This is a genomic window from Rhodothermales bacterium, assembly GCA_017643395.1.
In the GTDB taxonomy this organism is placed as follows: Bacteria; Bacteroidota; Rhodothermia; order Rhodothermales; family UBA10348; genus JABDJZ01.
The window spans coordinates 123,594-148,164 of record JAEPNP010000005.1 but is presented as its reverse complement, the minus strand read 5'-3'; the positions used below and the strand labels follow the sequence as shown (position 1 = coordinate 148,164).

Sequence of the window (24,571 nt, the reverse complement as noted above, 5' to 3'; positions counted from 1 at the left end):
AGATGGAACCGCTTCTGTCCGTGCGAGATCTCAAGGTGGGCCTGCACACCGACCAGTCAGAATTGAGGCTGGTGCGCGGGATCAGCTTTGACGTGCACAAGGGCCAGCGGCTCGGCATTGCCGGCGAGTCCGGGTCTGGCAAGTCACTGACTCTCCGAGCAATCCAGGGGCTGCTGCAGCCTCCCTTCTATCGCTCGGGATCGCTGACCTTTATCGGCGAAGAGTGGGACTTGAGCACCGTGCCACCAGACGAATCGCCCTTGCTGAGAGCAAGCGGCGGGGCGGCCATGGTTTTCCAGGAAGCCAAGAACTCCCTCTCGCCGTACCTGTCCATAGGCCGACAGGCCTTGCAGCTTCCGGCCCTTCGTGGATGGGGCACCGATGAGGCCGGGAGTCGGGTGATGGACACACTCGGCAGTCTCGGCCTTCGGGATCCGGAACGCGTTTTCAGGTCCTATCCGCATCAGCTCTCCGGCGGCGAGTGTCAGCGTGTGGCCACGGCACTCGGACTCCTGCAGAACCCGGTCGTGCTTCTTGCCGACGAACCGACCACCCAGCTGGACGCTTTGGTTCAGGTGTCCGTGCTCGATGCGATATCCCGAGCGTGTCCGCCGGCCGAGACGGCGTTGGTGCTTGTTTCTCACGACCTGGCGGTACTGGGAGCCATGGTGGACCGCATCGTGGTCATGCGCCAGGGAGAACTGGTGGACGGGGGCACCGCAGAAGAGCTGCTGATTGGCTCCCGAGAGAATAGACATCCCTACACGCTGCGGCTTCGAGACGCGTACGCAGGACTGGCTTCATGACGGAATTGCTCGGACTGGAACATGTCACCGTGCGGAAGAAGGTTCGCGGATCCCGCGCCGGAGAGATCGAAATACTTCGAGACGTCACCCTTGGTGTAGCTGCGGGAGAGGTGTTGGGCGTCATTGGCGAAAGCGGATCGGGGAAGACCACCCTGGCCCGCGTAATTGCCGGACTGGAGAGATGCTCCGGAAGGGTGGTCTACGAAGGGCTCGAGAGAGGCAGCGTCTCTCATCGCGCATGGAGAAGCGTCGTCTCCGGAGGAATCCGGCTGCTCTTCCAGCACCCGGATCAATCGCTGAATCCTGGCCGCACTGTGCTTCAAACCCTTGAGCAGGCCTTCAAGCTTCATCGACGGGAAGTCCGTGACGTTGAGGCGGAGGCTGCCGCACTCCTGGAAAGGTTGGGGCTGGCAGCATCGCTCCTCGGGAGGCGACCTGCAGGCTTGTCGGGCGGGGAGAAGCGCCGTGTCGCATTCGCGAGGGCTGTCGCCACACAACCGAAGCTGTTGATCTGCGATGAACCGACATCCGGCCTTGACGTGGCCTGGCAGCGGGAGCTGCTGCGTTTCCTGTTGGAACTCAAGGAGTCGCTCGATTTAACGCTCCTCATTATCACACACGACCTGCGGCTTGCCGCTGCGGTGTGCGATCGGGTCTGCATTCTGCGGTCAGGCCGGGTGGTGGAGATTGCCCAAAGAGAGCAATTCGCCACCGGGCGGCTACGGTCCGAATACGGTCGCAAACTGCTCGCGGCCAGTTTGGACATCGACGCGGTTGCGTTCGCTCGAGGTTGGGTCAGTGCCTCCGAGCCGGTGCGGCGCCGGCGAGCTCAGTGAGGTTGAGCGAGTCGCCGGCTCCGGTGGAACGGGCGTTAAGTCTCGTTTGGCGCCCGACCAAGCCTACTCCGGCCAACGGCCTCTAAAGCCCTGAGGTGTCAGTTGTCAGTTTTTGCCAGTCCCGATGGTGTCTGGCTGCCTGGAGAATAGTGTCTTTTGAGTGAAATGTTGGTGTCTGCTCGCCTTTCGCGCATGGTGGCGACGCGGCTAGACTGGACGTGGCAGAGAGCATGATTCCCTCGTTCCTGACAGCGTCAGCCGATGTACGTTCAAAGATTTCACCACTACCGACCAGAGTACCGCATACGTCGTTGGCAGTACGGACTTAGGGGACTAATTCTTGTGTCGATGTGCCTCGGCGTGCTCATCAACCCCGGCCTGGTTCTGGCCCAGACCTGCGAGCAGGGAGTTGGGAAGAATGTTTTCGCTCGCGTGCTCCAAGAGGAGTTTTCCAGCCTGGTCGGATCACAGGGTCCCCTTGATGTGAATTCTCACGCTTCCGTCTCTACACAGGACGGTAAGGCCACTGTAGGGCTGACCCTTCTTGACGGCAATAGCGTTTTCACGCTTCAGGCCTCTGGTAGGGTGGCTGACGGAACAGTTCCCGTCCTTGGGGGAGGTCGATTCGCATCAGGGTTCTCGGTAAAGGCCGACTGGCATCTCCTGTCTCGGGAAAAGAACTCAATCACCTTCGACAACGCCTCGTGTAGATCGTATCTAAGGGACGTTCTGGCCGCCGAGAACAAGCTGCGGACGGAGCTAGTAGCTCTGGGGGTCGACGAAACGGGTTTCGATATTCGACCAGGGCAGGTGCTTGCCAACCAGCGGCTGGAACTGGACCGCCTCGACACCAAAATCGAGACAACCCGAGCGAGGGCCGAGAGAAAGCGTCAGGAGGAGCGAACAGCTGCACAAGTCGGCGTCTCCGTGGAAAGGCGCCAAGCGCTCGGAAAGAAGGCGGACAGCCTTGAAGCCTCGGCAGCACACCTGGCAGAACAGCGGCGCCAGCTGGCGGGCGATGTGGCGTCAACGGAATCGACCGGGAGATGGTCCCTTCGCGAGGATGCCATAGCAAGACGAAACGCCGCGGTGCGAGCAGCGGAGGGGCGGCTGATAGTCAGGGGCGCTGCGATGGAATGGGTGAGTTTTCGCTTCCTACTGGCGGCAAACGCGTTCAGTCTCTTCGACCCGATGCGAGCTCCCAGCGATCAGATTCAGAAGCTCAGCTTCACGGCATATCAAGTCGGCATAACCTGGAACAACTATCGGACGAGTTCCGCCTTTGGGGAGTCTCGGTATTTCGCTTTTGGTGTAGGGCTGGCACACGACCACAACCTGCCAGATCTCACGAAGCACAACATCAAGGATCGTTTCGTCTATTCCGAGTCAGATCCGGAGCGGACCGAAGAACGCACCACTACCGCCTACTCGGGTGAGTACAGCGGCGGGCAGAAATTCCTTGAGGGCCAGGTTGACTACTACCTGTTCACCAGCACAGATAACAGGACAGCCATTCACGTGTTTGCCGGGGGCAGGCTCCGGGATGTCCTGCGGCTGCGACTCGGTGTTGGACTACTTGTTGCGGCGCTTACCGCCGATGGCAAGTCAAAACTCAACATCGAACTGTTTGGTAGCGCGGATGACGTATTGACACCAAAGGATTCTTCTCAATCCCTGTGGGATCGTGCTCGGATCGGGGTGCGGATTACCACTCCCTTCATCTTCAAGCCAAGGGACTAATGACGCGACAAAGGATAGACACCGAAACCGGGAGCTTTGAGATACGCCATCGTGCGGTCTGTGAGGACGACTCATATCGTGGTACGTGGAGGGAGGCCTTGATAACGGCCTATGAGGATGCTGACCGACACCGAAGTCGGCCGGGGAATAGGCTACACAGAATCAGCATTGAAACCCGGCAAAGGACATTCTTTCGGCTGGATGCGCCCCCCTCTGAGGAATAGGCTCCGCAGCTCGTCGCGCGGTCGCTGCAGCAGCAACCGCCCCGGACCCTAGCTCAGCTTTGGAGCTTCGACCTTGCGGGCCAGAACGCCGTGAACATCGGGAGCGCCAACCAGGTGCCGCCAGACGGCTTGCGGTGTCGGGAGCGCCGAGTAGTCTGGGAAGAGGGGGGCTTTAGGTTTCGGCCCTGCCTGGTGTTCGGTTGCGGGTTGGCGAGGGACGGCAACCGAGGTGACTGGTCTTGCTGTCAGCACGGTTGCCTGCAGCCCCCAGTGCAGTATGAACCTCCCGCAAATCCCTGGACGTTTTGAACGAATCGCGAAACACGCAGGGGGGGTAATCCCATACAATTACGTGCGTTTCATTCCATTAATTCCAACGCACACATGCAGAAGTACAATCTTGAAGACACCAACATTGCGATCCTCGTTGCCGACGGGTTCGAGGAGGTGGAGTTCACCGAGCCGCTCCAGGCGCTGAAGGACGCGCGGGCGACGACGCACGTGATTTCCATCAATCGCGGGACCATTCGAAGCTGGAACGACGGCAACTGGAACCGCGAGTTCAACGTGGACAAACTCGTGTACGATGTGGACGCGAGCGACTACGACGGTCTGCTGATCCCGGGCGGCGTGATCAATCCGGACCTGCTGCGTCGCAACGAGGACGCGGTAGATTTCGTGCGCGACTTCTTCGTGCAGTCCAAGCCGGTCGCAGCCATCTGCCACGCACCCTGGATGCTCGTCGAAGCAGACGTGCTCGAGGGCCGCACGGTCACCAGCTTCAAGTCCATCAAACGCGACGTCAAGAACGCCGGCGCGACCTGGGTCGATGAGGAAGTCGTCGTGGACGAGGGCCTCGTCACCTCCCGCAACCCGGACGACCTCCCGGCCTTCTGCGACAAGATGGTCGAGGAGTTCTACGAGGGGAAACACGCGGGTCAGCACGCCTGATCCAAGGGGTCCGGTTAGACCCGACTCTCGGATCCTACCAAGGCCCGACGCCCGCCAGCGTCGGGCCTTTTTTTCGTATGCCCACCGTAGGTCCGCCTGCGTCCGGCTTGGCCGCAGGGCTCAGGGCAAGGATGCCACCACCACGAAACCACCTCGCCCGACATGCGTGGGCAATTAGGTGACGGATCCAGTCCCAATAGCACCCCGGCGGTTTGACATCGAGGAGTATCTGGCCATGGCAGGTGCCGGCATCCTTGCCCCAGACGAAAGAGTGGAGCTGCTTGACGGGCATGTGGTCCTCATGTCGCCATCCGGAAGCCGTCATTCTTACCTCGTCACGACCCTCGCCAGGGCTCTGATCAGGCACGCACCAGAAACGCTGTCCGTGCGCGTGCAAGAGCCGCTGAACCTCTCGAAGCACTCACAGCCCGAGCCCGATCTGGCCGTGGTCCATTCGGGGCCCGGACGGCACTGGTCGACGCATCCGGACGCGAGCGATGCGGTCCTCGTGGTTGAAGTCGCCGAGACGTCCCTGGAGCAGGATCTGGCGGTCAAAGTGCCACTTTATCTGGCCGCCGGGATTCCGGAGGTCTGGGTCGTAGATGTGGTTTCCCGGTCGGCGAGAGTCTGGTTCGGAGGTTCGGAACGTCGTCCGGACAGCCTCACCTCAGCGGCGCTGCCGGGCCTGCACTTAGCGGTGGCGTCGCTATTCCCCGAATAGCGGATCCGATCCTACAGCCCCACCTCCAGCCTCAACATCGCCAGCCTCCCGATCTCCGCCACGTCCACAAACTGGCGGTGGCGGCGATCCGCGAGATTCTGCACCGTCAGGCTTAGCCGGGTGTCACGGCGGATTTCCCGGGCGATGGACAGATCGACAACCGTGTAGGCTTCGGTTTCGCCGACGTACACGTCGCTTCGAACGGGAAATCCGGCTGATCCGCGCACGCGGGCCTGGGCGGTCCATGGGCCCCGGGCAGCGCGCCCGAACGCGGTGTACTTCCAGCGAGGGGCGTTCAGGGCGACGGTTTGACCGTCAGATCGGAACTCGTCGTCGCTGACCCAGGCAAATGAAGCGCCGACCTGAGTGCCGGCGCTGAGGAACTGAGTGACCGATATGTCTGCGCCAAAAAGGGAAATGTCGCCGAAGTTTCGACGCATGAGTACGACGGCGGTCGGGTCGAAGCTTTCGCGCGGGGTCACGGTACCGAAGGGAATCGCTCCGGCGACCCCGGTCGAAACGAGGCCGGCGATTTCCTCGGCGGCGCTGCCATTGCGGTTGCCGACAAACGCGGCCTCATCCAGGGCGATGAGTGCGGCAGCGGCGTCCGGATTTGCCGCGAGGGCCGCGGGCAAATCGTTCAGGAGTGCGGCGTTGAGCGTGCCGGCGTCCAGGAATACGTTCGGCGTGCCGACAAACAGCGGACCGACGAAATCGCGCACGCGGCTCCAGTAGGCATCGATGCCGACAACCGTGCCGCGGCCGATCAGTCCCTGGAATCCAACCTCGGCGGTTTCCGTGCGCGTAATTCCGAGCGCAGGCTGATCCTCCACGTCCGGCACGGCGAAGAACTGCTGATTGTCGAGATCCAGCACCTGCAGTTGGTGCAGTACCCCATCGACAGTGGCCGGCAAGACGGTCTCCAGCGCCGCTGAAACGGCTGCGACGTCGCCGGCTTCGATGAATCCGCTCGACGCGAGATTCTCCGCCAGGCCGGCCACGCTGGCAAATCGCGCAATATCCCACATGACGGCCGTCATGGCCGGATCGTGCAGGTCGAAGGCCTGCGAAGGATCCGCCGCGAACGGTGAATGCCACCGGGGAAAGCCGTTTTGCCCGCGCTCGAACGTGAATCCGGTGATCATGCCCTGAGCGCGGATGTCTGTCCGTCCGGAAACGCCGAACAGGCTGCCGAGTCCGGACAGGCCAAACGCGTCCCGCAGGCCGAGCACATCACCGAAGATCTGATTGGATGCCGGCGTTTTGAGCGCGCGGTTGTAGGTGACGCGCACGCTTGTTGTGGGATCGGGCTTGAACACGATCGCTCCGCGTGGGGAGAAGTAGAGGTCCTCCAGTCGGTCGTGGTAATCCAGACGGCCGGCCAGGGTAAGGGCCCATCGCGCAGACAATTCGGTGTCTGTCTGCACATAGAGACCCGGCTCGTTCATGGTGTCGTCGTCCTCGTAGCCGCCGGACACCGTGCCTTCATTGCGCGGAACCGTGCGGTACCAGTCAAATCCGTACGTGAGGCCGGTTCTGCCCATCGCGCCGCCGATTCGCCGCCCCAGTGCGGCCTCCAGGCCGTCCCGGAGTCCATCGCCCGGATCCCGACGTTGCTGCCCCTGCAGCACGAATAGGCGACTCTTGTCGACAAACGATTCCCCAGTGCGCAGGAAAAACGAATCGCCCGAGTTGAGGAAATTCCCGTAGGCCTGCAAGAACGATTTGTCGCGGGAAAGTTGGATCTGCCCGTAGGAGAGGCGCGCGCCGACGACCTGCGCCGCCCCGGTCGGGGTCGTTTCGATGTTGTCGCCCTGCGTGAAGCCAGAGTCGATGCGCAGGTTGGTGCCTCCGGGGAGCCGTCCTTCCACGCGGCCGGTAACGGCGGTGTTGGACACGTTCAGGTCGCGTTGCCCGATCCGCCCGGGGTCGTTGCCGGCGGCAATCGCGGCGCGGCGGGCGTCCTGCTCAGCGGGCGAAACGTACTCGAAGTCTTCGCCCCCGTAGTACTGGGCTGTGACCTTGTAGGCCCATCGGCTGTTGAGCGCGGCCGCGTGGCGCACGCTCCCAGCAAGTACCGACTGTTGTCCGCCGGTAAGGGAAAATCGAGTGCCGGGAGCGTCAAAAGCGGAAGTCGTCACGACGTGCACGACCCCATTCGCCGCATTGGGTCCATACAGCGCGGAAGCCGGGCCTGAGACGACCTCGATCCGGGCGATGTCGTCCTGCGCAGTCGGCAGAAGCTGGAGCGCTGTGAGTCGAACGGCCGGTGCGCGGGCAATTCGCCCATCGACCAGCGTCAGGAGGGAGGAGGAGAGGTTGTCGTTGAAGCCACGCACGACGACGCGGCTTTGGTTCAGGCCGGTCCGGATGAGATCGACGCTCGGGGCCTCCTGGAGATGGTCGGCGACCGTCAGCGTGCTTGGCGTGGTCGGCTCGATTACCGTGACGCGCGCCGGAGCGTCCAGCTTGCGTTCCGCGCGTCGGCTCGCCGTGATCGTCACCTGATTGAACGAATTGGCGGCCTCCTGGAGAGCTATGGTGATTTCCGCCGGTGCCCAGAGCGTATCCGTGTGGGGGCGGAAGTTGATATGCGTCACTTCCAGGATGAATCGTCCGCGCGCGCCGGGAAAACCGAATTCGCCGCCGATACCGGTTGCCTGGCCGGTCCAGATGTCGGGGTCACGGAAGTTCTTGAGGACCACGTTGGCGCCGATGACCGACTCACCGGTCTGCCCGTCCGTCACTGTGCCGCTGATTTGCCCGGTGGCCGGGTTCGCGGCGGCGAGGAGCAGCGCGCTGGCGGCCAGGAAGGCGGCAAATGGGCAATGGGGACGGCGCATACGTAGATGATAGGGTGTATCGGGGCGATTGCGCACGGTGGTGATCCGCTTCGGCCCGCATCGTCCATTTTTTCCGGCGGATCCGTTACAACGGCAAAAGTGGTTTCCTCTATGGGGTGTGTCCAGTGGGCAAGGACACGATCAAACCCACCACACTCCCCTCGAGTCATGCCTCAGAATCTCGATCACGAACCAGTTTCCCGGGCGGTCATCAAGATCCGCCTGGATCAGGCGCTTGCGGAGAGGTTGCCTTCCATGATGGATTGCACCCGTCGCCAGCGCGCCACCAAAGTCAGGGAGGTCCTGCATGAGCAGATCGCCCTTCTGGCTTTCGAACACCGCCACAGCAAGCTGCTGGAAACCCCGGAAGCTCCGGGATTCATGACAGGCGATGGTGTTTTCATCGCAGTCTGCTGAGGTGCCGGGCCGATGGGCTTGTCCGCCGTCCCCACCCCATGCGGGCGCGCCCACGGTCCGGTAGTGTTTCAGGAGGAGGTAGAGGCTGCGCCGAAGTCAGGTTGTGGCTCGGCGTGATCTCCCCGGCGGTTCCGCTCGCCGGAGTCCCAGGCACCTGCGGTGTTGGTTTCTGGTGGCCTGGGGCTCTGGCGGTGGGGCTGTTTTTCGGTGCTGCTGGGGGGTGTCTGGACCCGGCGGCCCTGGCCGCGCCTGCGCCCCGGCCGCGCCAGCGCCCTGGCCGTGCCGGACGCACCCCGCGGGCTTTGAAACAAGCCACCCTGTTCGCGGCGGTTCGAGACTAGCGGCCCGATACGCTTTTCCTCCCTCTCAAATCACCTGATTTCGGGGGTTCACGTCAAAACAGGATTTACCCGTGCACAGATCGTCTTTTTTATCCGATCGGTTCTTCCCCAGGGCTGTGGGAGACCTCATTATGCGTGCCCAAACGCGCTTTCCGTTCGTGGTCATTCAAGGCCCGAGACGTATCGGCAAGAGCACGTTGTTGAAATACATCACGGGTGCTCCGGTGTTCGATTTCGACAATCCGGAAACGGTCGACTTGGTGAAGCGGGTGGATCGCAAGGCCATCGAACGCATCTACGAGGGCGCGATCCTCGACGGCGTGCAGCGCCACCCAGAAGTCTGCCGGGTGATTCGCCGCGAAGTAATAGAGACCGAGGACGAGTCGATTCTTGCTGAACTCGAGGACGGGACGATGTACGTCATCGAGAAGGACCCGATGCCGCTGGAGAAACCGTTTCCTGGCTACTTCCACCATCGAGATGGTTGGACCGTGCGAGTTACTGTGTTGCCTATGTCCCTGGAAGAGGCGCGCGCAGACGGCACTTCACCCGATGATTTCCATGAGCTCCTGTTTCGAGGCGGGTATCCGGGGGCGCGGAGCCCATCGACGACCCCCGAAGTCTGGTACGAAGACGAACTCCGAGCGCTGTTCGGAGAACTCGAGCGCAATCACATTCGGCCCAGTCAAATCCCCATTTTCCGCAGGCTAATGCAGCTTTGTGTACAGGAAGCAGGTAGAAACCTGAACTATGCGCGGCTTGCGCGCATGGTCGGGGTGTCGACGAGTACGGTCAGGAGGTGGATTGCGTTGGCCTGCCGCTTCCACATCGCTCATTTCTTGCCGGCCGTGACCGAGACGTACGGCCAGCGCACGACCCGCCGTCCCCGGTTTTACCTGTGGGACACCGGTCTGGCGTGCCGTCTACTTGGTATCACTTCGGTCGATGAGCTGGCCGGGCACCCTGATCGCAACGCCATCCTACGCACGTGGGCGGTCGGCGAAATTCGCAAGTATGCGATCGCGAGAGGTCTCGAAGGTGGAATCGGCTATTTCCGAGACCGATATGGCCATGAGATTCCGGTCGTCATTCGCGGCAAGCGGAAAGCAGCTTGCGTCTTCGCGTTCGACTCCCCCCGGCTGCGGAGTCGAAGCTTGGAGAAGTGGACAAAGCTGGCGGGCAGGGACTGGTTCACCATGCGCCTGTTGACCGACCCCCGTGAGGGCCCCGGGGCCGGCGTGTGTTGGTACAACTTCCCGCGAGAGTTGACACCCTGTTTCGGTCGTCTTGAAATCCCGGTCTGGGAGTCCTCCCGATTTGTGGGGCTGCGCTGGGGGAGACGGGAGCCGGCTCCGTAGTTGAGGCGAATCTCGCCGCGGTCACGGTCGATCTCGCCGCGGACAATTCGCGAATACCCGTGAACCCCCTAAAACGGCTTCTCTGGAGGCCCACTATAGAAGATTAAACCCCGGATCTGGCAGACACCCTGGGGGGCACCCAGGCTCCGGCCTGCGCCACGGGGGCCGCCAGCGCGCCGCGGGGGCCGCCAGCGCAACGCGGGGGCTGCCAGCGCAACGCAGGGGCCGTCACCGCAACGTCGCGCTCCGAATAAAGTCCACCACCCGTGCGGCCAGGAGCTCTGTGTTGTGCGGAGCGAGAATGTCCCCGGCCAAGACGTGGTCGTTCCGGTCGTTGATGTCGCCCAGGTCCAGGATTTCCTTGAGCGGAGATCCAAACCGGTGCACGAACCTCAGGGCCTTTTCCACATCGACCACCCGGTCTTCTCGGGAATAACCCATCATCACGGGGACCTGGATTCCCTCAAGCGGCAGATTGCGGACCAGTCGGACCAGCGCCATCATGGGCAGCAGCGCCCTCGTCGGATACCTGGAAGTCCAGTATTTCCCGTGCCGCTCGTTGTAGGGCTGCCAGTGTTGCTCGATGCCCAGCACGGTATCGGCGATGTGCCGGCCCCACGGAATGAGCAGGAGATCCGCGAATCGATTTGCCGGTCCGAAATTCGGTGATAGCAGCACAACGGCAGCCAGCGCAGCCCGGAGCTCGGCCCGACAGGCCGCCCATGTGGCCAATGTGCCGCCTGTGGACGTGCCGATCACGACGACCCGTTCGCCAATGCGTTCGCCGATCGCCATGGCCTCGACCGTGTCGGCCAGCCAGTCATGCGCATGGGCATCCGCCAGATCACGCCCCGACCGCCCGTGCCCGGTCAACCGGGTATAAAACAGGTTTGCCCCCAATTCCCGGGCCACCAGGTCCGAAAGCGGCGCCGTCTCCTGTCGGGTGGCTGTGAATCCATGCAGGTAGACCAGGCTCAGGGCAGTGCGCACCCCGCGTTCGCCCGCCCATACAATGGTCTTCTCTGTGCCTGGAGTGATGTTCGCATACTGCGCCTCGGCACCCGCCAGATAGGCGTCGAGATCGCCGGGCAGGACCGGGGCAGAGACCTCGTCGCGCACACGCACGCGCGGCCCCATCGCAATCGCTCCGCCAACGGCGGCCAGCGCTCCGAGTATGAGTTTGCCCTTGTTCACACCGCAAAGATAGTGTCCGCATCCGAACACCTTCGCCCGGTCATGGACAAGCGGCAACCGATAAACCGGTCAAAAGGAGGGAATGACCGGCAATTCGGCAGTTGGCATCGCGTTTGAACTAGTCCGCGCAGCCAAGCCACCCACTCCCATGCTGTTCAACTATCTGAAGACGACGTTCCGCAATCTCTGGCGGCGAAAGGGCTATACCGCCATCAATGTGTTGGGGCTTTCGATGGGCCTCGCCTGTTGCCTGATCATCGTGCTCTTTGTGCAGGACGAGATGAGCTACGATCAGCACCACGAGCACGCGGATCGCATTTATCGCGTTTCACAGGAGGTCACGCGGCCGGGCGAAGAAGAGATCTGGGCATGGACCGGCGGGGGCCTGCTGGAAGACCTGGTTCCAGACTTCCCCGATCAGGTGGAGACGGCTGCCCGCATGCTGCCGAGTGCCGGGGTCGTGGTGAGGGATCGGGGAAACGGCTCAGTGGTCAGCCTGCGGGAAGAGGGCTTTGTATTTCTGGATCCGCAGTGGTTCGACATCTTCACGCACGAGTTCGTCCAGGGATCGGCCGAGACCGCGCTGACCGATCCATCCAGCGTGGTGCTCACGGAATCCGCCGCAAAGCGCTACTTCGGAGACGAGGATCCGATGGGGCAGCCGCTGCGCTACGGTAGTGCGCTTGACCTGATCGTTACGGGCGTTATCGCCGATCCTCCGGACAACAGCCACATCCAGTTTGAGGTCGCCGCTTCTGTCAGTGGCTTCAAGCGAACCCAGGACTTCCCCGTCGAGGCGCAATTTGGTTCGTACTGGTGGCCGTTCTCCTATACCTACGTCAAGCTCTCAGAGAATGCTGATGCTGCTGCCCTTGACGCGGCGCTGCCGGAGTTCGCCAAACGCCATCGCGAGGAGGCCGAGTCCTATGTGCCTCGACTCGAGGCGCTGACCGACCTCTATCTCTACAGCGAAGCCAGATCAACCAACGGTCCCACCGGAAGCATCCAGGCAGTGAGGGTGTTCTCCGCCATCGCCCTCGTGGTGTTGCTGCTGGCCTGCATCAACTTCATGAACCTGGCTACGGCGCGATCTGCCCGTCGCGCTCGGGAGGTCGGCGTGCGCAAGGCGGTCGGTGCTGGTCGCTCTCAATTGGTAGCCCAGTTCCTGGGAGAGGCCGTTGTCCTGAGCCTTCTGTCACTCGTGGTGGCGATCGGCCTGGTCGAAATCTTTCTGCCGGCCTTCAACCAGATTGCGGCGCGCAGCCTCGAGGTCGTCTACCTGGGCAACGGCACGTATTGGCTGATTCTCCTCTCCCTAGTATTGGCCACTGGTCTGCTTTCAGGCTCCTATCCGGCTCTCTACCTGTCGAAGTTTGCACCAGTCAAGGTGCTGAAAGGCACATTTGCCGCGGGCAAATCGGGAAATGTCGTCGTCCGAAAGGGCCTGGTAGTGTTCCAGTTCGGTATTTCCGTCGTTCTGATTGCCTGCACGCTCATCGCGCTTGCCCAACTCCGGTTCCTGCAGAATTCCAACCTCGGGTTCGAGAGGGATCAGGTGGTGCGGATTCGCCTCGAAGGCGCCAATTATGACCTGCTCAAAAACGAATTGACCGCCACCCCCGGCGTGCTTGGGGTCACCAGCGCATCGACGCCCCCGGGCCTTGGCTCCGGCAGCTCTCTGCCCTATCGCTCAGGCATTGACTATATGAGCGCCGCGCAGGAAGAAGACTCGCGCATGGCCAACCAGCAGGTTGACTACAACTTTGTGGAGCAGATGGGCCTGAATATCGTCGCCGGCCGCGACTTCGACCCGAATCGCCCGAGCGACAGGGGAGTGTGGCCGGAAGACCAGTATTTCCTGCACATCTACGAACGGGCGTTCTTGATCAATGAGACGGCCGCGGCTGCCATGGGCAAGACACCGGAGGAAGCCCTGGGCACCAACATGCGGCTGTATGCCTTCGAAAACGGCACCTATTACACTGACTTGCGCGGCACGGTGGTCGGCGTGATTGAGGACTTTCACTACCGGAGCCTGCGCAACCGCATCGAGCCGGCAGCCTACAGTCTAGCCGATACAGATCGCGGTCACATGGGCGGCTACGCGCTGGTGAAGGTTGAGGGAGGTGATGCCGCCGAAACCATGGCCCGCCTCGAGCGCTCCTTCAAGGCAGTCGCTCCGACGGTACCGTTTGACGCAACATTCCTGGACCAGGAGATCCAGAACATGTACCTGAGGGAGTCTCGGCTCAGCAGCATCGTGGGCGTGTTTACCCTGCTCGGCATCGTGATTGCCTGTTTGGGGCTGATCGGTCTGGCGACATTCGCCGCGGAGCAGCGCACCAAGGAGATCGGGGTTCGCAAGGTGCTGGGTGCGAGCGTGCCCGGCCTTGTCGGACTTCTGGCAAAGGAATTCGTGCGGCTCGTGGTTGTAGCCTTTGTGTTGGCCGCCCCGCTCGCCTGGGTCGTCATGAACCGGTGGCTGGAGAATTTCGCGTACCACATCGAGCCCGGAGTCGGCATATTCGCCGCCACCGGTGCGGCGGCACTTGCGGTGGCCTTGCTGTCTGTCAGTTGGCAGGCCTTTCAGGCCGCCCGCGCCAATCCCGTAGAGAGCCTGCGCTACGAATAGCCGCCCCGGGCGGCAGGGTTGGCGTATCATCGCCGCGTGTCGTCTGACTCCGACAATCGCACCCTCGTAAAGCTCGCGGTTCCGGTTCTGTTTTCGCTGATTGCGGAACCGGTGACCGGTCTCGTCGACACGGCTTTTGTAGCTCGGCTGGGGTCTGAAGCCTTGGCGGGACTCGGCGCCGGGGCCATCGCCCTGTCCAGCGTCTTCTGGATCTTCAATTTCCTCGGCATCGGCACGCAGACCGAAGTCGCAAAGGGAGAGGGGGCAGGCCGCACCGAGTACGTGCTCGGCATGAGTTCGCTGGCGATTCTCGTCGGCGCGGGGTTGGGTGTACTGGTCGCGGCCGTCGGCGTGCCGCTCTCCGGCGCGGTTTCCCGCGTCATGGGAGCAGACGGCGCGGTCGAAACGGCGGCCACCGCTTACATCCAGATTCGCCTGCTGGGCGCGCCGGCGATGCTCGCGCTTCTGGGCATCTTCGGGACGATGCGGGGGCGGCAGGATATGAAGACGCCGCTGTACATCGCTGTCGGGATCAACCTGCTCAACATCGTGCTCGACGCCCTGCTGATTTTCGGCGCCGGGCCCATCCCGGCGTTCGGCATTGAAGGCGCCGCCGCGGCCAGCAGCCTGAGTCAGTGGGTGGGCGCGATCGCCGGATTCGTCATTGTGCGCAGGCGGATCGGCTTTTCCGCAGGCGTTTCGCGATCCGACGTGGGCAAACTGTTCAAGATCGGCGGCGACATCTTTGTCCGAACCGGGATGTTGACGCTTTTCCTGATCCTGGGCACCCGCGCTGCGACGCGGCTGGGCGCGGAGGCCGGAGCGGCCCATCAGGCCATTCGCCAGGTGTGGCTCTTCACGGCGCTCTTTCTCGATGCCTGGGCCGTTAGTGCGCAGACGATGGTCGGCAACGCAATTGGTTCGGGCGATGCGGTCCGAGCCCGTCGCATCGCCGCGCTGGCCTGCTGGTGGAGCATTGCCACCGGCGCGGTACTCACCGCCGTCTTGCTGGCGAGCACCGGACTTGTGCGCGAAGGGCTCGTGCCGGATGACGCGGTTCGTGCCTTCAGCGCTGCCTGGTGGGTTGCGATGGCCATGCTGCCCGTCTCCGGCCTGACGTTCGCCACCGACGGAATCCACTGGGGGACGGGCGACTTCGCCTACTTGCGCAACGCCACTTCGGTCGCGACCGTGCTGGCCGGTGGCATTCTGATCGGGTTCGAAGCAGCCGGCATGCTCACGCTCGCCGGCGTGTGGTGGTTGACCGCCGCCTGGGTGGTCATTCGTGCGCTATTGGGCGTCGTCCGCGTCTGGCCCGGTTGGGCGGGGGCACCACTCAGAGGCTAGCGCAGATTGGGCACCACGCCCGGCAGCCCGGCGCGGAACGCGGCGGCAGCATCGGCCGACAGCGGCTCCAGGGGCGGTCGGATGCTCAGCCAGGACGCATCGCCCGAATGATCTGCCATGATCTGCTTCAGGCCCGGCACGAACGGGGCCGCAGACAGTGCGTCGCGGTACTCGGCCAGTTCGGTATCGCCCGCCCCTTGCCACACGTCCTGCGCAAGGCGCGATGTCAGATTCGCGGAGGCGGTCAGGCAGCCCGCTCCGCCGGAGGCCTTGAGCTCGCGCAGCAGCTTCTCATTGCCCGCCAGTACGGCCAGCGACGGGTGCGCGCCGGCCAGCCGTTTCATGCGATCCAGGTCGCCAGAAGAGTCCTTCAGGCCGGTGACGACTTGCGGGAAGGCCCGCACCAGCTGCGCGACCAGATCCTCCGAAAATCCGACCTGAACCAGCCGGGGAAAGTGGTACAGCACAATGCGCAGCCAGTCGTTGCCGACATCGTCAATCAGCCGCCGGAAGAAGTCGAAAATCCCGCGGTCGGAGACGTTTTTGTAGTAGTACGGCGGCGTGACCAGCACGCCGGCCAGGCCTCGCTGGGCCGCATGGGTCGAAAGTGCCACGGCATCCGGAAATGCACACGCACCTGCGCCGGCAATCATGCGCGTGGGCGGCAGCCCCGCCGCGATCAATCGGTCCACGGCCTCCGTGCGTTCGGCCACCGAAAACGAGTTCGCCTCACCGGTAGACCCGAACAGCGCCACCCCATCGCAGCCATTCTCGAGCAGCCAGCCTACGTGGTCGGCGAACCGAGTGTGGTCAATGTCCAGATCTGCGGTAAGCGGAGTGAGCGATGCCGCCCAGACGCCGGAAAAACTCATGTCGATGGGACCTCGGCCCGCAGTGCGTCGATCAGGTCGAAGTGGCTGGAAAAAATGCGGTGCGCGCCGCGATCGAGGAGCTGCTCGGCCGGGAACGAGCCGTCGTAGGCCCACACCGTGCAGCCTGCCGCGGCGCCCGCGGCCACACCGGAGAGCGAGTCCTCCACGACCAGGCACCCGCCGGGGGAAACGCCCAGCCCATCGGCCGCCTTCAGGTAGGCATCAGGAGCAGGTTTGTTGTTTGCCACATCCTCCTGGGCGACCACCGTCTCGAAATCCAGGCCCAGCTTCTGGACCACGCCCAGCGCCCAGTGTCGCGAGGTGGATGTGGCCAGCCCAACAGGCACACCGGTGCCGCGGGCAAACGCGTGCAGCTCCACTGCGCCGGGGATCGTGTCTACATGCGGCAGCCAGGCTGAGTAGATGGCGTTGTACAGGGTCTCAAACTCACGAATTCCCGCAGCGCCTTGCAGCAGCTCTTCGATCTCCGCGAATACCATGTGCGCCGCTTTGCCCGGCCACTGCTCCAGCCGGTCCTTCGGCAGGGTCACTCCGAACGCATCCGCGGTCGCCACCAGCGCGCGCATCGACAAAGGCTCTGAGTCAATCAGGACCCCGTCCATATCAAAAATGACCGCGGAAAATCGCATGTTTGCGGAGGCAAAGTGAATCGGCCCGGCAGCGGGCGAGCGTCTCCCGCCGCGTGCCACCGAAACTAGTGGATAACTCCGGAGCGGCCGGCCGAGGCGTCGTATTTTTGGGGACCTTCGAAAAAGCTCCGATACATGCCCAGTCCGCACTTCAAGCGCGTCCGCACCTTCATGCAGAAAGCCGGCCAGGAGACGCCGGCTGAAACGCTCATTCCTGACGCCGAAACGCGCATCCTGCGGGCGAAACTGATCCTGGAGGAGGCCCTCGAGACGGTCGAGGCCCTCGGTGTGAAGGTCAAAGCCGGCGAAACCGACGTTCTCGAAGAAAATCTGCACTACAGCGACGGTAATCCGGTCGATGTCGAGGGCGTTGTGGACGGTTGTGCGGACATTTCGGTGGTGACGGTCGGTACGCTGATCGCATTCGGCGTGGACGATGAGCCGGTGCTCGAAGAAGTCGATTCTGCCAACCTGCGCAAGTTTGGACCCGGGGGATATCGCCGCAATGACGGCAAATGGATGAAGCCTCCGGACTGGACACCTCCCGACATCATCGGCGCCATCGAAAAGGGCGACCCGGCCGCCTAGGTGAGGGCCAGGGCGGGCCCCTCGCGTTACAAATCTCCCCCGCAGGCTCTCTGTCTTCTAAAAAGCCAGAGATCCCATGCCTGCAATCACGCTCCCATCCCGGTCGGCGCACCTCGCGTCGCTCCTATTCCTCGTCACGCTCGCGCTGGGTTCCTGCGCGACGCCCGCGCTCGCACAGGACGTGCGCCTCGCGGAGTCCTTCGACACCCCGACCGCGCCGTCGCTCCCCGCGGACTGGACGGGCGATTGGGTCACCAGCTCGAGTTCAGCCTCAAGCGGCTCCGGCCAGAACAACCTTGTCGACACGGGCACTGGCGCGGCGACCGCAACCAGCCCATCGTTCAGTCTGGCCGGTGCCGGAAGCGCCACCATAACCTATCTCGCGCGACGCACGAGCAGCTACCCGGCGGAGGCCCTCAGCCTGATTCTGGAGACCTCCGCCGGCGATGTAGCGGTGCCGGGCGCGGGACTGCCAGCCGGGGCCAGCTCCTGGCAGTCGCTCGCGTTCACTGTTCCGGCGGCGGCACTCGGCGAGGCAACCGTACGGCTGCGATTCGAATCGGCGGGCGGATCCTCGTCCGGAAGTAACGCCCGCATTGACGACCTCCAGGTCGCCATCGAAACCGCCGGCGCGGGGGGCGGCACGTTCGGTCACGCCTCCGCAGACACCCTTGATGTGCTCGCGGAGACCACGGGATTGCTGCTGCCGCTTACGCTCAATTGGTCCGGAAGCGAAACCTTGCAGGGGGTGCAGTTTGATCTGTCGCCCGACACGAGCGCCCTGCAGTTGACGGGATTCCTCCGTGGGCCGGCGGTCGCAGATCTGGGTGCCTGGACGGTAACCCACGAGGGCAGCACGTCGATCGCGCTCGCTAACGCGCAGGACGGACTCACGGCCGGCACCTACGCACCACTCATTTCGGCCGTGATCGATGTGGGTCCTGTCGCAGACACCACGCTGGCCACCGTCACACTCTCCAATGTCGTCGGCGCGCAGGCCACCCCGCACGGTACCGACGCCGGTCTCGTGGCCGGTCCCGCCGCGCGCACGCTCCGCATTCTGCCCCTGGTGGCCGTATTCGACGTCCAGGACTCCCTGACCGTAGGCGAGGCCCCGGTCGGGGGCAGCGTGCAGACAGACCTCTGGCTCCACAATCGCGGCACGGCGCCCCTCACCGTCGCCGCGGGCACCGACCACGCGGCATTTGCACTTTCGCCCGTGTTATTCACTATTCCGGCGGCGGATTCGGCTTTGGCTGCGGTCACATTCACTCCGGGCACGGCCGAAATCGGCAGCGTTTCGGCCAGACTGCTTATTGATGGCACGCCTCAGACCGTGCTCACGGCCACCGGCATTGCCGGTTGGGGAGACGCCACGGACGATGGCTACGTAGACGTCGGCGACATCGTGCTGGGCGTGGATGTCGCAATCGGTCGCACCGGAGGCACCTCCAATCAGCGCCAGAGCCTGGACGTATACCCGTTTCCGGCGGGCGATGGGGCCATCGACATCCGCGACCTCACGGTGCTCACCCAGGCAGTCCTGCGCGGCCAGTGGCCGAACGCGGTGCTACTCCCGGACGGCGGCGGCGCGGCGCAAGCGGCAACCACCGCCTCCAAGTCCGGGGATATCCATTTCACCCTCGAAGACCACCGGCTTTCCGTCACATTGACCCGGGAAATCCGTGGTTTGCAAGCGGAATTCCGGTGGCATGGTGGATCGGCCCGTCTGGGCGATGCGCTCATCGCCCAAAACGCGGATCGACTCCGCATTCTGTGGGCACCGCTGTACGGCGAGTTGTTGCCCACGGGCAGCCACGCCATCGCCCAATTGACGGACGGTCCCGAGACCCCCGAACTGCTCATGGGAGTCGCCATTGGTGCTGCCCACGAACGGATTGCCCTGGCGCCACCGGAGCAGCCCGAGGGGGCGCTCGCGCGCCCGTATCCGAACCCGTTCGCCCCGGACGCCGACGCGCAACTGATTCTGCCGGGCTCGGAGGAAGCGGCCGTCGTGGATCTGCTGGGGCGGGAAATCTGGCGCGGACGCGGCACCTGGGACGGGCGCACCAGAGCCGGAATCCCGGCCGCGGCCGGCTACTATTCCGTGCGCACCGGCGGCCGGTCCTACCCCATCCTCCTGGTTCGTCGGAACCAGTGACTGCAAAATGCTGTCAAAATGCAGTCAATCCGAAAACCCGGCGATGCCGACACTCACAATTCGAAACGTCTCGCCCGACTTGCACGACGCATTGAAGCAGCTGGCAGACGAGCATGGAAGAAGTCTCAACTCGGAAGTGCTGCAGCTCCTGGAGCGGGCCGTCGGCCAGGCAGGAGACGCAGATCGTTGGCGCCAGGCCCTGGAGCACTGGATTGCATACCAGCAGACCTTGCCACCGGTCAAGATCACCGAGCACGAGATCCGGGAGGCCATTCGCGAGGGCCGCATGTGATTGTCGCGGATGCATCCCTAATCGTTCCGCTAATTATCCAGGAGCATCCAAACTGCCAGACCGCTCAAGAACTGTCCAGACGCACGCTGTCGTGGCAAGCACCCTCGCTTTGGAAATCCGAAGTGCTGAACGCGATCCGGCGCTACATGGTCGCTGGCCGATTGGATAGCCAGTTCGGGGCGCGTGCAATGGAGCTTGCCGGACTGAAGATTTCCACAGACCCGATGGATCCCGACTGGCATACGCTGGAGCTAGCGGTTCGATGCGGGCTGTCTGTCTATGATGCCCAATACGTGCAACTAGCACGACTACTGGGCCATCCCCTGGTCACCTTCGACCAGCGCATCCTTCAAGCCGCCCCGGACGTCGCCATCCATCCGACGGCACTGCTGTAAGTCAGTCAAACAGCACGCAGACGGCGCCCGCCTTGGGCTCGATCCGGACCATCTCCACCAGATTGGTGTCCTCGCCGGGAGCATGACTCCACAGGAGCACCCGGCCCGGTCCGGGCAACACGACGTGTGCCGCCTCGTCGCCGAAATTCAGCGCGACAAAGAGCTTCTTGAAATGCCCCGGCGCATCCGGCGCCTCACGCAGGAAGCAGAAGCAGTCTTCGTTGCCGGTATTGACGGCCGCAAAGGTCCCCCGATGAAGCGCCTGGTGCTTGCGGCGCAGGCGCAACAACCGGCGGTAGAGGTTGAGAATCGAGTCCGGGTCGTCGCTTTGCACGGCCACGTTGCGGAACGCCTTGTCGTCCTGAACGGGTAGCCACGGCGTGCCCGTCGTGAAGCCGGCCGTCGGCCCGGAGTCCCACTGCATGGGCGTGCGACACCCGTCCCGGCTCAGCTCCGGCAACACATTGAGTCCCCACGGATCGACCATCAGCTCCGGTGGAATCTCCGCCTCTTCCATGCCGAGTTCGTCCCCGTAGTACAGCGTCGGCGTGCCGCGCAGGGTAAGCAGCAGCATGGCGGCCAATCTGTCGGAGTCCGATCCGAGACGGGTCGCCAGGCGCTTTTCGTCATGGTTGCCCAACACGTAGTTCGGCCAGCCTCGCCCCTCGGACACGCGCTCGATGGTCTCCACGTGTTCTCGCACCGCCGCGGCGTTCCACGGCGTCTTGAGCAGGCCGAAGTTGAACGGCATGTGCAGGCCCTTGCCGTCGGCACCGTAGTACGTGGCCCACTTGTCGTAGTCGTACTGGTGGATTTCGCCGATCGCCACCCGCTCGCCCGGGTGCGCATCGACCACAGCCCGCCACCCGTCAAAGATGGCCTGAATGTCCTCATGACCGATGTCGTGGAGGTGCTCCTGCGAGTCCCATTCGCCCATGGCCTTGTGGGCGGTACCCCCGGCAGCGGGCGGATTGTCACGCTCCAGGGGATCCTTCATGCCGAAGAGAATGGCGTCCAGTCGAAACCCGTCGACGCCGCGGTCCATCCAGAAACGCAGCACGTCATGCAGGGCCTCCACCACCTCCGGATTGCGCCAGTTCAGGTCCGGCTGCTCCTTCAGAAACGAGTGCCTGTAGTACTGACCGGTGGTCTCGTCCATTTCCCAGGCGCTGCCCCCAAAAATCGACAGCCAGTTGTTCGGCGGGCCGCCGTCGGGGGCCGGATCCCGCCAATTGTACCAGTCCCGCTTCGGATTGTCGCGGCTGGATTTCGACTCCAGAAACCAGGGATGCTGGTCACTCGAATGACTGGGCACGAAGTCCAAGAGCACCTTCATGCCGCGCGCATGGGCTTCCTCAATCAGGCGCTCCGCATCGGCAATCGAACCGAAAATCGGGTCGACATCACAGTAGTCGGCCACATCGTACCCGAAGTCCGCCATGGGACTCGTGAAGAAAGGCGAGATCCAGATGGCATCGACTCCGAGGTCCTGCACATAGTCCAATCGCTCGATAATGCCGGGCAAATCACCAATTCCGTCGCCGGTGGAGTCCTGGTAACTCCGCGGATAGATCTGGTAGACCACGCCGGTCTGCCACCACTTGAAGGACATGGGCTCGTGCGATGGGGTTCGATGCCACAGAATACGCGCCTTTCGAGGGGCGCGACCAGATTGCCCCCCGCAATCCAACGGGGTTTCACGGGCAGATGTACATTTACCCGCTTCACCATCCGACAAGACGCATGAATCGCCGACAGTGGCTGGCCCGGTCCTCAACAGCGGCCGCAGGCATGATGCTGGCGATGCCCTCCGCGGCGCGCGCCACCGCCCCGACCAGCCTGCGCCACGCGGGTACCGCAGCGGATCCGATCCGACTGCACAGTAACGAGAATCCGTTCGGTCCCAGCGACGGCGCCCGGCAGGCCATGATGGCTGCCATGGACGCTTCGTGGAAGTACCCCAGTGAGTCCTACCCGGCGCTCATCGCCCAGATTGCCGCCGCCGAGGGTGTATCCGAAGACATGATTTTCCTGGGTGCCGGCTCGCACGAGGTGCTGCGCGTCTGCGGCACCCTGTTCGGCATTTCGGGCGGTCATCTTGTGGCACCCTTCCCGACGTATGAAGCCTTCGGTGCATACGCGGACGCGGTGGGTGGCCTGGTGGAGCGCGTACCGCTTACCCCGGGCAAGGAAATCGATTTGACGGCCGTAGAGGGCGCAGTGACGGACGACACCCGGCTGGTCTTCATCTGCAACCCCAACAACCCGACCGGGCGCATCGTGCCAAGCGCAGACCTGAACGCGTTTATCAGCCGCATGGACGGGCGATGTGCCGTGCTCGTGGACGAGGCGTACCACGAGTATGTCGACCACCCTGGCTACGAGAGCTGCGTGCCGCTGGTGAAGCAGGGGGCGGACGTGGTGGTGTCCCGCACGTTTTCGAAGATCTTCGGGCTGGCAGGCCTGCGCGTAGGCTACGCCATTGGCCGGGCGACCACGGTGCGCCGGTTGCTGGACTACCGGAACCGGCACTCGGTGAGTTCGGTGTCGGTGGCCGCCGCCATGGGCTGTTACAACGATGCGGACTTCGTGGCATTCAGCCGGCGCGAAAATGCCGCCGGACGGGAAATTGTCTATCAGGCTGCGGCAGATGCGGGCATGACCAGTCTGGAGTCACAGGGCAACTACGTCTTTGTCCATGTCGGTGAGCCCATCGCCCGCTTCCAGCGTCGCATGGCAGAGCGGGGGATTCGGGTAGGGCGGGCATTCCAGCCCTACACGGACTGGGCGCGCATTTCCATCGGCACGCGCGCGGAAATGGACCAGTTTGCCCAGGCGCTCGTGGCGGTCTCGCCGGAGATCGGACAATGAGATATCTACTGCCGGCGCTCGCCCTCGTCCTTGCGGGCTGTCAGGGGGGAGACCTGATCCCGAGCCTTCCAGAGGGTGACATCACCCTGCGCCTGGACGTGCACGAGATGGTGGTGCCGACCGATACCGTCAGCGGAGAACCGTTTCTCGTGGCGACTCCGGACGGGGCGATGCTGTCCTGGATGGAGCGCACGCGTGGCGGTGCGGCCATGAAGCTGGCCCGTATGGACGGCGGCGCATGGGGTCGTATCGGCACCATTGTCGAGGATGACAGCCTGTTCGTGAACTGGGCGGATGTGCCGTCCATTGCCGTATCCGGTGAGCGGGTTTGGGCCCACTGGTTGCAGTACAACGGCACAGGCAGATACGCCTATGGTGTGCGCGCGGCGCAGTCGGATGATGGAGGCGAGAGCTGGTCCGACGCCGTCTGGTTGCATGACGACAATTCCCCGGCTGAGCACGGATTTGCCTCCCTGGTGCCGATCGGCGACGAACTTCAGGCCGTATGGTTGGACGGGCGCAACTGGGCCGACGGCGTGCACGAAATGACCGTGCGCACACGACGAATGGCGGTAGGACTCGGGCCAGAACGTGAACTGGATGCCCGCACGTGTGAGTGCTGCCCGACGGACATGGCCGTGGTCGGAGACGATGACCTGATCGTCGCATACCGCGACCGTAGCCCGGAAGAGGTTAGGGACATTTACGTGACGCGCCGGGTAAATCGTGCGTGGCAGGAGCCGAAGCCGGTGGCGGCGGATGGGTGGAATATCGCCGCCTGCCCCGTCAACGGACCGGCGCTATCGGTGCGCAGCGACTCCGTGGCGTTGGCCTGGTTCACGGCTGCAAATGACGATCCGGCCGTCAAAGTGGCGTTTTCTGACGACCAGGGCGCGTCTTTCGGCGTGCCGGTCCGTCTGGATGTGGGAAATCCCATCGGTCGGGTAGACGTGGAAATGCTTGACGACGGTACGGCCATCGTGTCCTGGATCGAGGCGTCGTCTGCGGACGCGGGCTTTGATGCGGGCATCATGGCGCGCCGGGTTGCGCCGGACGGGCGCATGAGCGATCCGGTCACGGTCGAGCCGACTTCTTCCACGCGCGCCAGCGGCTATCCGCGCATGGTGCGGTGGGGCAACAACCTCATTTTCGCCTGGACGGCCACCGAGCCGGATCGTCGGGTCAAGGGTGCCCGGGCTGTTATCGGAGTATGACCCGCTGCCGAGCCTGCGCAGACGGATGGGCCGCTTGATTCGCCTGGGTGCGTCGCGGGCGACCGGTACGCGATGGAAACATGCGATGCGCGGGCCGGGTATGGCCGCGCATTGCACC

The 24,571-nt window shown here is 63.5% G+C and carries 20 protein-coding genes; 15 read left to right on the top strand and 5 right to left on the bottom strand.

The features are described 5' to 3' along the window. Positions 1–2: 2 nt before the first annotated feature. The 5 genes from JJ896_15165 to JJ896_15145 all read left to right on the top strand — a co-directional run bounded on the left by JJ896_15165 (position 3) and on the right by JJ896_15145 (position 5,278). Positions 3–806 (top strand): ABC transporter ATP-binding protein, encoded by an 804-nt coding sequence (locus JJ896_15165; GenBank protein ID MBO6780993.1) that lies wholly within the window; start codon positions 3–5, stop codon positions 804–806. Continuing rightward, positions 803–1,642: an ABC transporter ATP-binding protein gene (locus JJ896_15160; GenBank protein ID MBO6780992.1), complete on the top strand. Its 840-nt coding sequence runs from the start codon at positions 803–805 to the stop codon at positions 1,640–1,642. The genes JJ896_15165 and JJ896_15160 overlap by 4 nt, the downstream gene beginning before the upstream one ends. Before the next feature lie 360 nt (positions 1,643–2,002). Then, positions 2,003–3,382: a hypothetical protein gene (locus JJ896_15155; GenBank protein MBO6780991.1), complete on the top strand. Its 1,380-nt coding sequence runs from the start codon at positions 2,003–2,005 to the stop codon at positions 3,380–3,382. A 608-nt stretch (positions 3,383–3,990) separates the two neighbouring features. Beyond that, on the top strand, positions 3,991–4,557 hold the full coding sequence (locus JJ896_15150) for a type 1 glutamine amidotransferase (protein MBO6780990.1): 567 nt from the start codon (positions 3,991–3,993) through the stop codon (positions 4,555–4,557). A gap of 178 nt (positions 4,558–4,735) precedes the next feature. Then, complete coding sequence (locus tag JJ896_15145) at positions 4,736–5,278, top strand: Uma2 family endonuclease (protein ID MBO6780989.1); 543 nt, start codon at positions 4,736–4,738, stop codon at positions 5,276–5,278. Between the two features lie 11 nt (positions 5,279–5,289). Here JJ896_15145 and JJ896_15140 read toward each other — a convergent pair whose 3' ends face one another. Continuing rightward, positions 5,290–8,121 (bottom strand): TonB-dependent receptor, encoded by a 2,832-nt coding sequence (locus JJ896_15140; protein ID MBO6780988.1) that lies wholly within the window; start codon positions 8,119–8,121, stop codon positions 5,290–5,292. 168 nt (positions 8,122–8,289) lie between these two features. Between JJ896_15140 and JJ896_15135 the strand changes: the two genes are divergently transcribed. Then, positions 8,290–8,538 carry a hypothetical protein gene (locus JJ896_15135; protein MBO6780987.1) on the top strand — a complete coding sequence of 83 codons (249 nt, stop codon included), beginning with the start codon at positions 8,290–8,292 and terminating at the stop codon, positions 8,536–8,538. A gap of 457 nt (positions 8,539–8,995) precedes the next feature. Beyond that, positions 8,996–10,237, top strand: a complete 1,242-nt coding sequence (locus tag JJ896_15130; GenBank protein ID MBO6780986.1) for an ATP-binding protein — start codon at positions 8,996–8,998, stop codon at positions 10,235–10,237. A gap of 228 nt (positions 10,238–10,465) precedes the next feature. Here the strand turns inward: JJ896_15130 and JJ896_15125 are convergent, their stop codons facing one another. Next, entirely contained in the window at positions 10,466–11,431 is a 966-nt protein-coding gene (locus tag JJ896_15125; protein MBO6780985.1) for an alpha/beta fold hydrolase, read from the bottom strand. 148 nt (positions 11,432–11,579) lie between these two features. On the opposite strand from JJ896_15125, the gene JJ896_15120 reads away from it, so the two are divergent. Both JJ896_15120 and JJ896_15115 read left to right on the top strand, forming a co-directional pair. Beyond that, positions 11,580–14,063, top strand: a complete 2,484-nt coding sequence (locus JJ896_15120) for an ABC transporter permease (GenBank protein ID MBO6780984.1) — start codon at positions 11,580–11,582, stop codon at positions 14,061–14,063. Between the two features lie 36 nt (positions 14,064–14,099). Next, positions 14,100–15,410 carry an MATE family efflux transporter gene (locus tag JJ896_15115; GenBank protein ID MBO6780983.1) on the top strand — a complete coding sequence of 437 codons (1,311 nt, stop codon included), beginning with the start codon at positions 14,100–14,102 and terminating at the stop codon, positions 15,408–15,410. Here JJ896_15115 and JJ896_15110 read toward each other — a convergent pair. Together JJ896_15110 and JJ896_15105 are read right to left on the bottom strand one after the other, a co-directional pair. Next, positions 15,407–16,282, bottom strand: coding sequence for a dihydrodipicolinate synthase family protein (locus JJ896_15110; protein ID MBO6780982.1), 876 nt, complete (start codon positions 16,280–16,282; stop codon positions 15,407–15,409). The two genes, JJ896_15115 and JJ896_15110, sit on opposite strands and share 4 nt — an antisense overlap. Further along, entirely contained in the window at positions 16,279–16,932 is a 654-nt protein-coding gene (locus JJ896_15105) for an HAD family phosphatase (GenBank protein ID MBO6780981.1), read from the bottom strand. The genes JJ896_15110 and JJ896_15105 overlap by 4 nt, the downstream gene beginning before the upstream one ends. Before the next feature lie 135 nt (positions 16,933–17,067). Between JJ896_15105 and JJ896_15100 the strand changes: the two genes are divergently transcribed. The 4 genes from JJ896_15100 (at position 17,068) to JJ896_15085 (ending at position 20,368) form a co-directional block, all read left to right on the top strand. Further along, complete coding sequence (locus JJ896_15100) at positions 17,068–17,520, top strand: hypothetical protein (GenBank protein ID MBO6780980.1); 453 nt, start codon at positions 17,068–17,070, stop codon at positions 17,518–17,520. Between the two features lie 76 nt (positions 17,521–17,596). Continuing rightward, positions 17,597–19,681, top strand: coding sequence for a hypothetical protein (locus JJ896_15095; GenBank protein MBO6780979.1), 2,085 nt, complete (start codon positions 17,597–17,599; stop codon positions 19,679–19,681). A gap of 43 nt (positions 19,682–19,724) precedes the next feature. Then, positions 19,725–19,973 carry an Arc family DNA-binding protein gene (locus tag JJ896_15090; protein ID MBO6780978.1) on the top strand — a complete coding sequence of 83 codons (249 nt, stop codon included), beginning with the start codon at positions 19,725–19,727 and terminating at the stop codon, positions 19,971–19,973. Next, on the top strand, positions 19,970–20,368 hold the full coding sequence (locus JJ896_15085; GenBank protein MBO6780977.1) for a type II toxin-antitoxin system VapC family toxin: 399 nt from the start codon (positions 19,970–19,972) through the stop codon (positions 20,366–20,368). The genes JJ896_15090 and JJ896_15085 overlap by 4 nt, the downstream gene beginning before the upstream one ends. A 1-nt stretch (position 20,369) precedes the next feature. Here the strand turns inward: JJ896_15085 and JJ896_15080 are convergent, their stop codons facing one another. After that, positions 20,370–21,980: a DUF3459 domain-containing protein gene (locus JJ896_15080; GenBank protein MBO6780976.1), complete on the bottom strand. Its 1,611-nt coding sequence runs from the start codon at positions 21,978–21,980 to the stop codon at positions 20,370–20,372. Between the two features lie 131 nt (positions 21,981–22,111). Here JJ896_15080 and JJ896_15075 point away from each other — a divergent pair, with 131 nt between their 5' ends. Together JJ896_15075 and JJ896_15070 are read left to right on the top strand one after the other, a co-directional pair. Continuing rightward, positions 22,112–23,239, top strand: coding sequence for a histidinol-phosphate aminotransferase family protein (locus JJ896_15075; protein MBO6780975.1), 1,128 nt, complete (start codon positions 22,112–22,114; stop codon positions 23,237–23,239). Continuing rightward, positions 23,236–24,453, top strand: a complete 1,218-nt coding sequence (locus JJ896_15070) for an exo-alpha-sialidase (GenBank protein ID MBO6780974.1) — start codon at positions 23,236–23,238, stop codon at positions 24,451–24,453. The genes JJ896_15075 and JJ896_15070 overlap by 4 nt, the downstream gene beginning before the upstream one ends. Positions 24,454–24,571: the final 118 nt, after the last annotated feature.